12 protein-coding genes and 1 pseudogene are annotated in these 13445 nt (G+C 67.7%); 10 read left to right on the forward strand and 3 right to left on the reverse strand.

From position 1 onward, the window contains the following. Window positions 1-172: 172 nt before the first annotated feature. Window positions 173-277: pseudogene (locus ACJH6J_RS08890) on the forward strand (agmatinase); the annotation flags it as partial. 13 nt (window positions 278-290) lie between these two features. On the opposite strand, the gene ACJH6J_RS08895 reads toward ACJH6J_RS08890, so the two are convergent. Beyond that, window positions 291-857, reverse strand: coding sequence for a TetR/AcrR family transcriptional regulator (locus ACJH6J_RS08895; protein WP_406803824.1), 567 nt, complete (start codon window positions 855-857; stop codon window positions 291-293). A 74-nt stretch (window positions 858-931) separates the two neighbouring features. Next, complete coding sequence (gene acnA / locus ACJH6J_RS08900) at window positions 932-3754, reverse strand: aconitate hydratase AcnA (protein ID WP_406803825.1); 2823 nt, start codon at window positions 3752-3754, stop codon at window positions 932-934. 161 nt (window positions 3755-3915) lie between these two features. Here acnA and ACJH6J_RS08905 point away from each other — a divergent pair, with 161 nt between their 5' ends. The 8 genes from ACJH6J_RS08905 to ACJH6J_RS08940 all read left to right on the forward strand — a co-directional run bounded on the left by ACJH6J_RS08905 (window position 3916) and on the right by ACJH6J_RS08940 (window position 11967). Next, window positions 3916-4545, forward strand: coding sequence for a DUF6676 family protein (locus ACJH6J_RS08905; RefSeq protein WP_135355955.1), 630 nt, complete (start codon window positions 3916-3918; stop codon window positions 4543-4545). Window positions 4546-4782: 237 nt separating this feature from the next. Next, on the forward strand, window positions 4783-6216 hold the full coding sequence (ripA, locus tag ACJH6J_RS08910) for an NlpC/P60 family peptidoglycan endopeptidase RipA (RefSeq protein WP_135355956.1): 1434 nt from the start codon (window positions 4783-4785) through the stop codon (window positions 6214-6216). Between the two features lie 58 nt (window positions 6217-6274). Further along, window positions 6275-6955, forward strand: coding sequence for an NlpC/P60 family peptidoglycan endopeptidase RipB (gene ripB, locus ACJH6J_RS08915; RefSeq protein WP_209841001.1), 681 nt, complete (start codon window positions 6275-6277; stop codon window positions 6953-6955). A gap of 149 nt (window positions 6956-7104) precedes the next feature. Further along, window positions 7105-8253, forward strand: coding sequence for a MoxR family ATPase (locus tag ACJH6J_RS08920; RefSeq protein WP_020100548.1), 1149 nt, complete (start codon window positions 7105-7107; stop codon window positions 8251-8253). Between the two features lie 53 nt (window positions 8254-8306). After that, window positions 8307-9224 (forward strand): DUF58 domain-containing protein, encoded by a 918-nt coding sequence (locus ACJH6J_RS08925; protein WP_346414904.1) that lies wholly within the window; start codon window positions 8307-8309, stop codon window positions 9222-9224. Window positions 9225-9311: 87 nt separating this feature from the next. Continuing rightward, window positions 9312-10076: a 3-oxoacyl-ACP reductase FabG1 gene (fabG1, locus tag ACJH6J_RS08930; RefSeq protein WP_135355959.1), complete on the forward strand. Its 765-nt coding sequence runs from the start codon at window positions 9312-9314 to the stop codon at window positions 10074-10076. 48 nt (window positions 10077-10124) lie between these two features. Beyond that, window positions 10125-10934, forward strand: a complete 810-nt coding sequence (gene inhA, locus ACJH6J_RS08935) for an NADH-dependent enoyl-ACP reductase InhA (protein WP_061000853.1) — start codon at window positions 10125-10127, stop codon at window positions 10932-10934. A gap of 31 nt (window positions 10935-10965) precedes the next feature. Beyond that, window positions 10966-11967: a ferrochelatase gene (locus ACJH6J_RS08940; protein WP_135355960.1), complete on the forward strand. Its 1002-nt coding sequence runs from the start codon at window positions 10966-10968 to the stop codon at window positions 11965-11967. Between the two features lie 148 nt (window positions 11968-12115). Here ACJH6J_RS08940 and ACJH6J_RS08945 read toward each other — a convergent pair whose 3' ends face one another. After that, window positions 12116-12952 carry a hypothetical protein gene (locus tag ACJH6J_RS08945; protein ID WP_135355961.1) on the reverse strand — a complete coding sequence of 279 codons (837 nt, stop codon included), beginning with the start codon at window positions 12950-12952 and terminating at the stop codon, window positions 12116-12118. Window positions 12953-13011: 59 nt separating this feature from the next. Between ACJH6J_RS08945 and ACJH6J_RS08950 the strand changes: the two genes are divergently transcribed. Then, window positions 13012-13443 (forward strand): NfeD family protein, encoded by a 432-nt coding sequence (locus ACJH6J_RS08950; RefSeq protein WP_020100542.1) that lies wholly within the window; start codon window positions 13012-13014, stop codon window positions 13441-13443. Window positions 13444-13445 lie beyond the last annotated feature (2 nt).

Here is a 13445-nt window from a genome sequence, read left to right on the forward strand (position 1 = left end):
ACGAGATTTGTGACTCGCGTAACAGAGTGCGGTACGTCACTCCCATCTGTCAACATGTGGAGTGAGCTAGGAAACAATTGTTGCCTTTGGCGGTCGGAAATGCCTACTCTAGGGCCAGTGATCTGAGCCACATCAAAGGGGATGCCATGGCAGGCGCGATCGAGACCCGGTCGACATCGTCGAGGTGTCCCCGGCGTACGACCACGCCGAGCTGACGGGCATCGCCGCCGCACACGTCGGCTACGAGCTGCTGTCGGTGATGAGCGCGAACCGCTGAAAGGGTTGAGCCGCTAGGGCTTTCGGCGGACCGATGCCTCGACGATGTCGAGGACGGCCGCCAGATCCTCGCCGGTCTGCCCTGAGGCCAGCCGTGCGATGAGGCCGTCGAGCACCAGGTCGAGATAGATGTGCAGCACTTCGGTGGGCACGTCGTCACGCAGCGTGCCGGCGGCCTTCTTGCGCTCCAGGCGCGCGATGGTGGCCTGGTTGAGTTCCTCGTAGCGCTGCTGCCACTCGGCGCGGAACTCGGCGTCGGTGCGCAGCCGGCGGGCGATCTCCAGCCGGGTGCCCAGCCACTGGTAGTTCTCCGGCTTGGCCAGCATGTTCCGCATGACCTGCACGAGGCCGTCCTTCTCGACGGTCTCGGCCATCCGCTCGCCGTCTTCCTCGGCGAGCGCGAAGAACAGCGCGTCCTTGTCGCGGAAATGGTGGAAGATCGCGCCGCGCGACATCGTGGTGGCTTCTTCGAGAAGCCGCACTGTCGCACCTTCGTACCCGAACTCGGAAAAACAGCGTCGGGCGCCGTCGAGGATCTGCGCTCGACGGGCGGCGAGATGATCGTCGCTGACTTTGGGCACCAGGACTCCTACTGGCGTTCGGTTGGGCAGCGCCCTCGTATGTCCAGGGGCTGCCCAACCGAATCAGCCAGCTATCAGGCCTCGCTACCCGACCGCAGCATGTTGCGCAGCACGTACTGCAGGATGCCGCCGTTGCGGTAGTAGTCGGCCTCACCGGGGGTGTCGATCCGGACCACGGCCTCGAACTCGACCTTGGTGCCGTCCTCCTTGGTGGCGGAGACGTGCACCGTCTTCGGCGTCTTGCCGGCGTTGAGCTCCTCGATGCCGGTGATGTCGAAGGTCTCGGTGCCGTCCAGGCCCAGCGACTTGGCGCTCTCGCCCGCCGGGAACTGCAGCGGGATGACGCCCATGCCGATCAGGTTGGAGCGGTGGATGCGTTCGAACGACTCGGTGATGACGGCCTTGACGCCCAGCAGCGTGGTGCCCTTGGCGGCCCAGTCACGCGAGCTGCCCGAGCCGTATTCCTTGCCGCCCAGGACGACCAGCGGGATGCCGGCCTTCTGGTAGTTCATGCACGCGTTGTAGATGAACTCCTTCGGGCCATCTTCCTGCGTGAAGTCGCGGGTGTAGCCACCCTGCGTGCCCTCCAGGCCGATGGTGTCGAGGATCCGGTTCTGCAGGCGGATGTTGGCGAAGGTGCCGCGGACCATGACCTCGTGGTTGCCACGACGGCTGCCCAGCGAGTTGTAGTCCTTGCGGGCCACGCCGTGCGCGTCCAGGTAGTCGGCGGCCGGGGTACCCGGCTTGATCGGGCCGGCCGGGCTGATGTGGTCGGTGGTCACCGAGTCACCCAGCAGCGCCATGACGCGGGCACCCTTGATGTCCGAGACCGGTGCCGGCTCGAGCTCCATACCGTCGAAGTACGGCGCCTTGCGGACGTAGGTCGAGGCGTCGTCCCACGCGAAGGTGTCGCCGTCCGGGGTCGGCAGGTTGCGCCAGTTGTCGTCGCCCTTGAACACGTCGGCGTAGGACTTGCGGAACATGTCCTGGCTGATCGCGCTCTTGATGGTGTCGTCGATCTCCTGAGCCGACGGCCAGATGTCGCGCAGGAAGACGTCGTTGCCGTCGGTGTCCTTGCCGAGGGAGTCCGTCTCGAAGTCGAAGTCCATGGTGCCGGCGAGGGCGTAGGCGATGACCAGCGGCGGCGAGGCCAGGTAGTTCATCTTGACGTCGGGGGAGATGCGGCCCTCGAAGTTGCGGTTACCGGAGAGCACCGCGGTGACGGTCAGGTCCTCTTCGTTGACGGCCTTGGAGATCTCCTCCGGCAGCGGGCCGGTGTTACCGATGCACGTGGTGCAGCCGTAGCCACCCAGGTAGAAGCCCAGCTTCTCCAGGTACGGCCACAGGCCGGCCTTCTCGTAGTAGTCGGTGACGACCTGGCTGCCCGGGGCCATGTTGGTCTTGACCCACGGCTTGCTGGACAGGCCCTTCTCGACGGCGTTGCGGGCCAGCAGGGCGGCACCGATCATGACCGACGGGTTGGAGGTGTTGGTGCACGAGGTGATACCCGCGACCGCGACGGCGCCGTGGTCGAGGATGAACTCGCCGCGGTCGCCCTTGACGCGCACCGGCTTGCTCGGGCGGCCCTCGGCACCGTTGGCGGCGGACTGGACGTTGACGGCACCGTCGTCCGCGAACGACAGGGCGGCCGGGTCGGAAGCCGGGAACGACTCCTCGACGGCCTCGTCGAGCTTGGTGTGGTCGGCCGGGTGCTGCTCCTCCACGTAGTTGTGGATGTCCTTGCGGAACGCGATCTTGCTCTCCGACAACAGGATTCGGTCCTGCGGGCGCTTCGGGCCGGCGATCGACGGCACGACCGTCGACAGGTCCAGCTCGAGGTACTCCGAGAACGCCGGCTCGCGGTCGGCGTCGTGCCACATGCCCTGGGTCTTGGCGTAGGCCTCGACCAGCGCCAGCTGCTCGTCGGTGCGGCCGGTCAGGCGCAGGTAGTTGATGGTCTCTTCGTCGATCGGGAAGATCGCACAGGTCGAGCCGAACTCGGGGCTCATGTTGCCCAGGGTGGCGCGGTTGGCCAGCGGCACCTCGGCGACGCCCTTGCCGTAGAACTCGACGAACTTGCCGACGACGCCGTGCTTGCGCAGCATGTCGGTGACGGTCAGCACCACGTCGGTGGCGGTGACGCCCGGCTGGATTTCGCCGGTCAGCTTGAAGCCGACGACGCGGGGGATCAGCATCGAGACGGGCTGGCCCAGCATGGCGGCCTCGGCCTCGATACCGCCGACGCCCCAGCCCAGCACGCCCAGGCCGTTCTCCATGGTGGTGTGGCTGTCGGTACCCACACAGGTGTCGGGGTAGGCCTGGCCGTTACGGACCATGACGGTGCGGGCCAGGTACTCGATGTTGACCTGGTGGACGATGCCGGTGCCCGGCGGGACGACCTTGAAGTCGTCGAAGGCGCCCTGGCCCCAGCGCAGGAACTGGTAACGCTCGGCGTTGCGCTCGTACTCGAGGGCGACGTTCTTCTCGTAGGCGTCGGCGGTGCCGAACACGTCGAGGATGACGGAGTGGTCGATGACCATCTCGGCGGGTGAGAGCGGGTTGACCTTGTTGGGGTCGCCGCCGAGGGCGGTGACGGCCTCACGCATGGTGGCCAGGTCGACGACGCAGGGCACGCCGGTGAAGTCCTGCATGATCACACGGGCCGGGGTGAACTGGATTTCGATGCTCGGCTCGGCCGACGGATCCCAGTTGGCCAGGGCCAGAATGTGATCCTTGGTGATGTTGGCGCCGTCTTCGGTGCGCAGCAGGTTCTCCGCAAGCACCTTGAGGCTGTAGGGAAGCTTCTCGGTACCCGGAACCGCGTCGAGGCGGAAAATCTCGTAGCTGTTTTCCCCGACAACGAGCGTGTCACGGGCTCCAAATGAATTGCTGCTCACATCAACTCCCGGCTAGATCTCGCCGCGACGGGCTGTGTCAGCGGCGCGTTGCTACCCTAACAGTACGCTTGTCCTATGAGCGCCCAGGGGGTGGCTACAGTCTTGTCGGGTTCCGGGTGCGCCGTCAGGGAGTTCGAGGAAATTCCAGTACCGTTTGCCGCGTGACAACTTTCGCGGCATTCATTCCGCCGGACGTCTGCGCCACGGTCGGGCAGGACCCGGCCAAGACCCCTGTCGACGTGTGTATGGCGACAGTGATCACGCAGGTGCGTGACGGTGGGGTCAGCGCGCCGGGCATCGCGCCCGCCAAGACGCCGGCCACGCCGCAGGAGGCGAAGCAGGCGGCCGAGGCCGCGCAGGAGGCCGCCGCCCTGCGTCAGGTCGTCGCCGACGCCCACGCCAAGGGCATCGACCTCAAGATCGTGGTGCTGCCGACGAGTCCGGGCATCGACACCCCGCTGCGCGACATCGCCGCGGACGTGGGCCGGGTGTACCCCGAGTCGACGGTGCTGACCCTCAGTCCCGGCTTCGCCGGCTCGGTCAGCCCGACCTATGACAGGTCGCTGTTGGAGGCCGGTCAGGATCTCGCGAAGACACCGAGCGTTGTGCAGAACTCGAAGAATTTTGTGAGCCAGCTGGAAACCCCGATATTTCCCTGGACGTCGTTCACTGTGGTGGTCATCCTCGGCGTGGTGGCGGCTGCCGTGGGCACCCGGTTTCTGCAGGTCCGGGCTCGGAAAGCGGCCGCGGCTGCGGCGCCGCAGGACGCCGCCGCGCCCGCATCTCGGTAGCTGCGCGCGGGGCGCCGCGAATTCGAATATCACTATTCGGTCACACCTTTTTCAATTACAACGGTGTGGTTTGTTACTAACGTTTCATTTGTGCAACCTGTGACGTACGGTGCAGTTGGTACCGCTTGTTGCAGTTGTGATGATTTGTGATTTCTGCGACTTACGGGACCAACGGATCGAGCCCGCTTTTGCCTTAGGCGGGCACCAGCGCGCTGGAGCCTTAGGAGACCTGAGTCAATGGGACGCAGCATTCGGCCCTTCACCGGTGGGCTGGCCACCCGGCTGGGCAGTCGCGTCGGCACCGGGTCGCTCGTATTCGGTGTCATGACCGCGTCCGTCTTCGCCTCCGGTATCGCGTCGGCCCAACCCGGCAGCAGCGAGATCGCCGCCCTGGTCACCGAACTCGCCAATGCCAACCAGAAACTGCAGGACCTCGGCGCGGCCATCCAGACCCGGCAGGAATCGGTCAACAAGGCCATCGCCGACGTGCAGACCGCCCGGGACGACGCCGCGACCGCCCAGCAGGACATCGACACCAGCCAGACCGGTCTGAAGGACGCCAACGCGGCCATCGCCGCCGCCCAGGCGCACTTCGACAAGTACGCCGAGGCGGCGTACATCAACGGGCCGTCCGCGTCCTACCTGACCGCGACCGATCCCGGAGAGATGATCAACACCGCCGCCACCGGCCAGGCGCTGACCATCAGCTCGCAGGAGGCCATCGCCGATCTGCAGCGCAGCCGGACCGAACTGGCCAACCGCGAATCCGCCGCCCGACTGGCCAAGCAGAAGGCCGACCAGGCCGTCAAAGATGCCCAGGCCAGACAGGACGACGCGGTCAAGGCCCTGACCGACGCCCGGACCACGTTCGCCGACCAGCAGACCCAGTTGGACCAGTTGGTCAGCCAGCGCGACGCGGCGCAGGCCAAGCTCAACGCCGCGCGCACGCAGTGGGCCGCGAGCGCCCCGGCGTCCGGAACTCCGGCGGCCGACCCCGGCCGGTATGCCGACAACTGGGACGGCGCGCCCGCCGCGGCCGGCCCCCGCAAATGGGACGACGGTGGCTGGGATCCGACCCTGCCCAAGATTCCGAGCGCCAACATCCCCGGTGACCCGATCGCCGTCATCAACAACGTGCTCGGCATGACCGCGACGTCGGCTCAGGTCACCCAGCAGATGGGCCACAGCTTCCTGCAGAAACTCGGCCTGGTGCCCGCCACCGTCACCAAGTCGGGCTACACCAACGGCGCCATCCCGCGCGTGTACGGAAAACAGGCCTCGGAATACGTCATCAAGCGCGCCATGTCGCAGATCGGCGTGCCGTACTCATGGGGCGGCGGCACCGCAGCCGGTCCCAGCACGGGCATCGACTCGGGTGCCGGCACCGTCGGCTTCGACTGCTCGGGTCTGATCCTCTACGCCTTCGCCGGCGTCGGCATCAAACTGCCGCACTACTCCGGCAACCAATATGAGGCGGGCCGCAAGATCCCGACATCGCAGGCCCGCCGCGGGGACGTCATCTTCTACGGCCCGGGTGGCAGCCAGCACGTGACCCTGTACCTCGGCAACGGGCAGATGCTCGAAGCGCCCTACACCGGTTCCAACGTCAAGGTGTCGCCGGTGCGAACCAGCGGCATGACGCCGTACGTGATCCGTTACATCGAATACTGATACAGGGGTTATTGCATTGCAGGGCAAGGAATTTCACCGGAGAGACCTTCTCGCGGGCGTGGGCGCGCTGGCGCTGGCACTCGCGTTCGGGCCTGCGCCGAGTGCGGTTGCCGACCCCGACGGCGGCTGGGATCCCACCTTGCCCGCGAAACCCAGCTCCGGCGCGCCCGGTGACCCGGTGGCCATCGCCAACGCGACGTTCCAGGCCAGCCAGCTGGCCCTGCAGACCACCCAGAACCTCGGCCAGAGCTTCCTGTCGAGCCTGGGCCTCGGCGGCAAGCCCAGCGGCGGTGGCGGCGGCAGCGCCACGATGATGCCGGGCGGCCGCGTCGGCGGTAAGCAGGCCATCGAATACGTCATCCGGCGCGGCGGCTCCCAGATGGGCGTCCCGTACTCGTGGGGCGGCGGCACCCTGACCGGTCCCGGCCCCGGCGTGGACTACGACGCCGGCAAGATCGGCTACGACTGTTCGGGTTTCACCCGCTACGCCTACGCCGGTGTCGGCGTGCAGATCCCCAAGTACTCGGGCGACCAGTACAACACCGGGCGCGCCATCCCGCCGTCGCAGGCCAAGCGCGGCGACCTGATCTTCTACGGCCCCGGCGGCAGCCAGCACGTCACGATCTATCTCGGCAACGGAAAGATGCTCGAGGCGTCCGGCAGTGCCGGCAAGGTTACGGTCAGTCCGGTCCGGACGGCCGGCATGTCGCCGCACCTGTCGCGCATCATCGAGACCTGATAATCACCTAAGTCCGTCGTGGCAACGTCGACGGATGCCGGGCCGCCTGGAATAGTTGAGTCCGGGCGCGCCGCTATATTGGCGGCTACCCGCTAGACCAGCGATTTTGTGCCGGACACCCGGCCGAAACAATTGTGGGAGGAAGCTAGATGACGTCACCGAGTGGGCCGCCCGACGGCGCCGGAGGCTACCCAGGCCCGGCACCCACGCAGGGTTACCCGCCCGGGGCGCACGCCGCCCCCGCCGCGCAGCAGCCCGTCAGCGGCTCGTTGCAGTCCGAGGTGCACACCCTCGAGCGCGCCATCTTCGAGGTCAAGCGCATCATCGTCGGCCAGGACCAGCTGGTCGAGCGCATGCTGGTCGGCCTGCTGGCCAAGGGCCACGTCCTCCTCGAAGGTGTGCCGGGCGTCGCCAAGACCCTCGCCGTGGAGACCTTCGCCAAGGTGGTCGGCGGCTCGTTCGCCCGCATCCAGTTCACCCCCGACCTGGTGCCCACCGACATCGTCGGTACCCGCATCTACCGCGTCGGCAAGGAAGAGTTCGACATCGAGCTCGGCCCGGTGATGGTCAACTTCCTACTCGCCGACGAGATCAACCGCGCACCGGCCAAGGTGCAGTCGGCGCTGCTGGAGGTCATGGCCGAGCGCAAGATCTCCATCGGCGGCAAGACGTTCCCGCTGCCCAGCCCGTTCCTGGTCATGGCTACCCAGAACCCCATCGAGCAGGAGGGCGTCTACCAGCTGCCCGAGGCGCAGCGCGACCGCTTCCTGTTCAAGCTCAACGTCGGCTACCCGTCGCCCGAGGAAGAGCGCGAGATCATCTACCGGATGGGCGTCAAGCCGCCGGAGCCCAAGCAGATCCTCACCACCGAGGACCTGCTGCGCCTGCAGGACGTGGCCGCCAACACCTTCGTGCACCACGCGCTCGTCGACTACGTGGTGCGCATCGTGACCGCCACCCGCGAGCCCGAGAAGTTCGGCATGCCCGACGCCAAGGCGTGGATCGCCTACGGCGCCTCGCCGCGCGCCTCGCTGGGCATCATCAGTGCCTCCCGGGCGCTGGCGCTCGTGCGTGGCCGTGACTACGTCATCCCGCAGGACGTCGTCGAGGTCATCCCGGACGTGCTGCGGCACCGCCTCGTGCTCACCTACGACGCGCTCGCCGACGAGATCTCCGCCGAGACCGTCGTCAACCGCATCCTGCAGACCGTCGCGCTGCCGCAGGTGAATGCCATTCCGCAGCAAGGACATTCGGTTCCGCCCGTGATGGCCGGCGCAGCTGGGGCCTCTGGTCGGTGACCGCCCCCGGGTCTGATCGTTCGGCTTCGCCGCAGACCGGCCGGTCCGTCGATCTGCCGTCACTGCAGCGCGGCCAGATTCGCGATCCCGAACTGTCGGCCGCCCTGCGCAAGCTGGAGCTCACCGTCCGGCGCAAGCTGGACGGTGTCCTCCACGGCGACCACCAGGGTCTGATCCCCGGGCCGGGTTCCGAGCCGGGGGAGTCCCGGCTCTACCAGCCCGGCGACGACGTCCGCCGGATGGACTGGTCCGTCACGGCCCGTACGACGCATCCGCACGTGCGGCAGATGATCGCCGACCGGGAGCTGGAGACCTGGCTGGTCGTCGACATGTCGGCGAGCCTGGACTTCGGCACCGCCGGCTGCGAGAAGCGTGATCTGGCGGTCGCCGCGGCGGCCTCCATCGCGTTCCTCAACAGCGGTGGTGGCAACCGGCTCGGCGCGATCATCTCGAACGGCGACACCGTCCGCCGGGTACCCGCACTGTCCGGCCGGTTGCACGAGCAGGAGCTGTTGCGCGCCATCGCCACCACACCCAAGGCCCCGGCCGGGGTTCGTGGTGACCTGGCCGCCGCCATCGACGCGCTGCGCCGGCCGGAGCGCCGCCGCGGCATGGCCGTGATCATCAGTGACTTCCTCGGCCCGATCAACTGGATGCGCCCACTGCGGGCCATCTCCGGGCGCCACGAGGTGCTGGGCATCGAGATCATCGACCCGCGCGACGTGGAGCTGCCGGCCGTTGGCGACGTGGTGCTGCAGGACGCCGAGTCCGGCATCACCAAGGAATTCACCATCGACGAGCAACTTCGGGACGACTTCGCCCGCGCCGCCCAGGCGCACCGCGACGAAGTGGCCCGCACGCTGCGCCGATGCGACGCCCCGCTGCTGACGCTGCGCACCGACCGGGACTGGATCGCCGACGTCGTCCGGTTCGTGGCGAACCGTCGCCGCGGCGCCATGGCGGCGCGCTGAGCGGACAACGCGTGCACAGACCGTTGTGCGGCTCGCCGCAGCGTGCCGATTTAGGCGTGCACCGGCCGAGACGATAAGTTGACCAGCATGAGTGACACTGTTGCCACCGAGGGTGCCGCCACGCCCGCAGCCGGCCGTCCGGCCTTCGTTTCCCGTTCCGTGCTGGTCACCGGTGGTAACCGGGGTATCGGCCTGGCCATCGCGCAGCGCCTGGCCGCCGACGGCCACAAGGTCGCGGTGACCCACCGCGGTTCCGGTGCGCCCGAGGGCCTGTTCGGCGTCGTGTGTGACGTGACCGACGCCGAGGCCGTCGACCGGGCGTTCAAAGAGGTCGAAGAGCACCAGGGCCCGGTCGAGGTGCTGGTGTCCAACGCCGGTATCTCCAAGGACGCGTTCCTGATGCGCATGACCGAGGAGCGGTTCACCGAGGTCATCGACGCCAACCTCACCGGCGCGTTCCGCGTCACCCAGCGCGCGTCGCGCAGCATGCAGCGCAAGCGGTTCGGCCGGATCATCTACATCGGCTCGGTCTCGGGCATGTGGGGTATCGGCAACCAGGCCAACTACGCCGCCGCCAAGGCCGGCCTGATCGGTATGGCGCGCTCCATCTCGCGCGAGCTCTCCAAGGCCGGCGTCACCGCCAACGTCGTTGCCCCCGGCTACATCGACACCGAGATGACGCGTGCTCTCGACGAGCGCATCCAGGAAGGTGCGCTGGAGTTCATCCCGGCCAAGCGCGTCGGCACGGCCGAAGAGGTTGCCGGTGCCGTCAGCTTCTTGGCGTCCGAGGACGCCGGCTACATCGCCGGTGCGGTCATCCCGGTCGACGGCGGCATGGGCATGGGTCACTGACCCGAATTCTTTGGCTTAGCAGAACTTTCGTTTAAAGGAGTCAGCACAATGGCAGGTTTGCTCGAAGGCAAGCGGATCCTCGTCACCGGGATCATCACCGACTCGTCCATCGCGTTCCACATCGCGAAGGTCGCCCAGGAACAGGGCGCCGAGCTGGTGCTCACCGGCTTCGACCGGATGAAGCTCATCCAGCGCATCGCCGACCGGCTGCCGAACCCGGCGCCGCTGCTGGAGCTCGACGTGCAGAACGAGGAGCACCTGGCCTCGCTCGGTGAGCGCGTCACCGAGGTGATCGGCGCGGGCAACAAGCTCGACGGCGTCGTGCACTCCATCGGCTTCATGCCGCAGAGCGGCATGGGCATCAACCCGTTCTTCGACGCACCCTACGAGGACGTCGCCAAGGGCATCCACATCTCGGCCTACTCGTACGCCTCGCTGGCCAAGGCCCTGCTGCCGATCATGAACGAAGGCGGCGGCATCGTCGGCATGGACTTCGACCCGACCCGCGCCATGCCCGCCTACAACTGGATGACGGTCGCCAAGAGCGCCCTCGAGTCGGTCAACCGGTTCGTCGCGCGCGAGGCCGGCAAGTACGGCGTGCGCTCCAATCTCGTTGCGGCAGGCCCCATCCGGACCCTGGCCATGAGCGCCATCGTCGGCGGTGCCCTCGGCGACGAGGCCGGCCAGCAGATGCAGCTGCTCGAAGAGGGCTGGGACCAGCGCGCGCCGATCGGCTGGAACATGAAGGACCCGACGCCGGTCGCCAAGACCGTCTGTGCGCTGCTGTCCGAATGGCTGCCCGCGACCACCGGCTCGATCATCTACGCCGACGGTGGCGCCAGCACCCAGCTGCTGTGATGAGCGCTTGCGCGAAGAACCAACAGCGCTGATGGATTTCGACGCACTGCTGCTGCTGTCGTTCGGCGGGCCCGACGGCCCCGACGACGTGCGTCCGTTCCTGGAGAACGTGACGCGCGGACGTGGGGTGCCGCCGGAGCGCCTCGACGCCGTCGCCGAGCACTACATGCACTTCGGGGGCGCGTCGCCGATCAACGCCATCAACCGGGCGCTGATGTCCGAGCTCGAGGCGGCGATGCCGCAGCTGCCGGTGTACTTCGGGAACCGGAATTGGGATCCGTACATCGAAGACACGGTTGTCGCCATGCGGGACAACAGAGTTCGCCGGGCAGCGGTGTTCACCACGTCGGCGTGGGGCGGCTACTCGAGCTGTCGGCAATATGTCGAGGACATCGCGCGCGGCAGGGCTGCGGCGGGACCGCAGGCGCCGGAGCTGGTGAAGGTGAGGCAGTACTTCGACCATCCGCTTTTCGTCGAGATGTACGCCGAATTCGTTTCGCAGGCCTTGCATGCCGCGCCTTCGGGCGCGCGCCTGGTGTTCACGGCGCACTCCATACCGCTGGCCGCCGACGAACGGTACGGACCGCGGCTGTACAGCCGGCAGGTGGCGTATGCGGCGCGTCTGGTCGCTCAGGCCGTCGGAGTGGGCGACTACGACCTGGTGTGGCAGTCTCGGTCCGGCCCGCCACAGGTGCCGTGGCTGGAACCGGACGTCGGCGACCATCTCGCCGCGCTCGGGGACGCGGGCGCCAGCGCTGTCGTGGTATGTCCCATCGGATTCGTCGCCGACCACATCGAGGTGGTGTGGGACCTGGACAACGAGCTCGCCCAACAGGCCGCCGAGGCCGGAATCACGTTGGTGCGCACCGCAACTCCCAATGCCGACCGGCGTTACGCGAAGCTGGCGGCAGCGCTGATCGAGGAGTTGCGCACGAGCGCCGAGCCGGCTCGGGTCGACGGTGACGATCCCGTGCCCGGTTACGGCTGCAGCATCAACGGCGCACCCTGCTCGCCGCAGTGTCCCGGCTCGTGAGTTTCTCTCGCGAACTGACATGAAACTGTGCGAGGGCCCACGCTCGGCGTAGGTCAACTTGAGCCGAATGCCGAGTAGCGAGCTGCCAAGACGCACGGTCAATTTCCGGCGACACGCCGCGGCCACGGCCGGTGCCAGTAGGGGACGCCTAGCGCTCCCAGGCGGAGTGCAGGATCGCCGTCACGGCGGCCAGCCGGGCGGACCGCACGATGTCGGTCAGCGGCCGCATGGCCTCGGTGGCGATCTGCATCTCCGATGCGCTCTGCAGGCCGATGGGCGCCAGCCCGGCGCTGACGGTGATGATCGCGTCGATGTGGGCCGCGGTCTCCAGCACCCGCACCGCGCGGGTGGGGGCGTGGTCCGGTAGCTTGTGCAGGTGTCCGGCCTCGAGCAGCTGCTCGACCATCTCGCGCGGATCCTCGATGTCCGAACCGGGTTCGGCCCGCAGGCGGCCGAGGGCGTCGGCCGCCGACCGGACCGCGTCGCGCAGGCGGTACTCCTCTTCGCCGAGGTCGAAGTGGCCGGCCACGGGAGCGCTGGGCAGCGAGTACACCGTCCAGGACAGGGCCTTGACCTCGGCGTCGTCGGTGTCGTCCTCGTATTCGAAATCGGGGACCAGCCCGACGGCCTCGCCGTAGTTGGAGGTGACGACGACGGCTTCGCCCATGTCGACGGCGTCCTGCTGGAACTGGGTGCCGGGGGTCAGTCCACGGACATCCCCGGGTACGGGCAGTACCAGGTTCAGGGCCGGCTCCGAGCGCGCGGCGCCGGCCGCGTGCCGCAGCGTCTGCAGCAACGTGACGCCGCCGTAGTTGGTCAGGTCGGGCCACGGCAGCCCCGTCCGGCTGGCCGCCACGGCGTCGTAAGCGGCAATGGAATGCCTTGGTGCCCACGGCGATAGCGCATCGAGGACATCGTCGGGTGCGGCCAGGCCGGCATGCCAGGCATTGGCCCACACCGTCAGCGAAACACTTGGACACCACATGATGCACGCAGTGTAAAACGCTCCGGCCGATTAAGCCTGCAAGGCGCTACTCTGGTCGCATGCCGGTGCCGTTGCTGTGGCTCATCGTGGCGATCGGGCTCGCCGGTGCCGAAGCGCTGACCGGTGACATGTTCCTGCTCATGCTGTCTGGCGGTGCCCTCGCGACGGCAGGTCTGAGCTGGGCCACCGACTGGCCCATCTGGGCCGACGGTCTCTCCTTCCTCATCGTGTCGGTGCTGTTGCTGGTCCTGGTGCGGCCGGCGCTGCGCAAGCGGCTGGGTGCCGCGGGCCTGCCCGAACCGGTGAAGGCCTTGGAAGGCAAGTCGGCGCTGGTGCTGGAACGGGTGACCCGCCATGAAGGGCAGGTAAAACTCGACGGCGAAATCTGGACGGCGCGCCCGATGGCCGACGACGATGTCTTCGAACCCGGCGATCACGTCACCGTGATGCGGATCGACGGCGCGACCGCGGTGGTCTTCCGGGCCATCTGAAC

Origin of the sequence: Mycobacterium sp. SMC-18 (assembly GCF_045310895.1) — a bacterium.
GTDB lineage: Bacteria > Actinomycetota > Actinomycetes > Mycobacteriales > Mycobacteriaceae > Mycobacterium.

Excerpts from the sequence above, each read along its gene's own strand:
- fabG1 (WP_135355959.1), top strand. The coding sequence starts at position 9,312 with ATGAGTGACACTGTTGCCACCGAGGGTGCCGCCACGCCCGCAGCCGGC.
- inhA (WP_061000853.1), top strand. The coding sequence starts at position 10,125 with ATGGCAGGTTTGCTCGAAGGCAAGCGGATCCTCGTCACCGGGATCATC.
- ACJH6J_RS08920 (WP_020100548.1), top strand. The coding sequence starts at position 7,105 with ATGACGTCACCGAGTGGGCCGCCCGACGGCGCCGGAGGCTACCCAGGC.
- ACJH6J_RS08945 (WP_135355961.1), bottom strand. The coding sequence starts at position 12,952 with ATGTGGTGTCCAAGTGTTTCGCTGACGGTGTGGGCCAATGCCTGGCAT.
- ripA (WP_135355956.1), top strand. The coding sequence starts at position 4,783 with ATGGGACGCAGCATTCGGCCCTTCACCGGTGGGCTGGCCACCCGGCTG.
- ACJH6J_RS08950 (WP_020100542.1), top strand. The coding sequence starts at position 13,012 with ATGCCGGTGCCGTTGCTGTGGCTCATCGTGGCGATCGGGCTCGCCGGT.
- ACJH6J_RS08940 (WP_135355960.1), top strand. The coding sequence starts at position 10,966 with ATGGATTTCGACGCACTGCTGCTGCTGTCGTTCGGCGGGCCCGACGGC.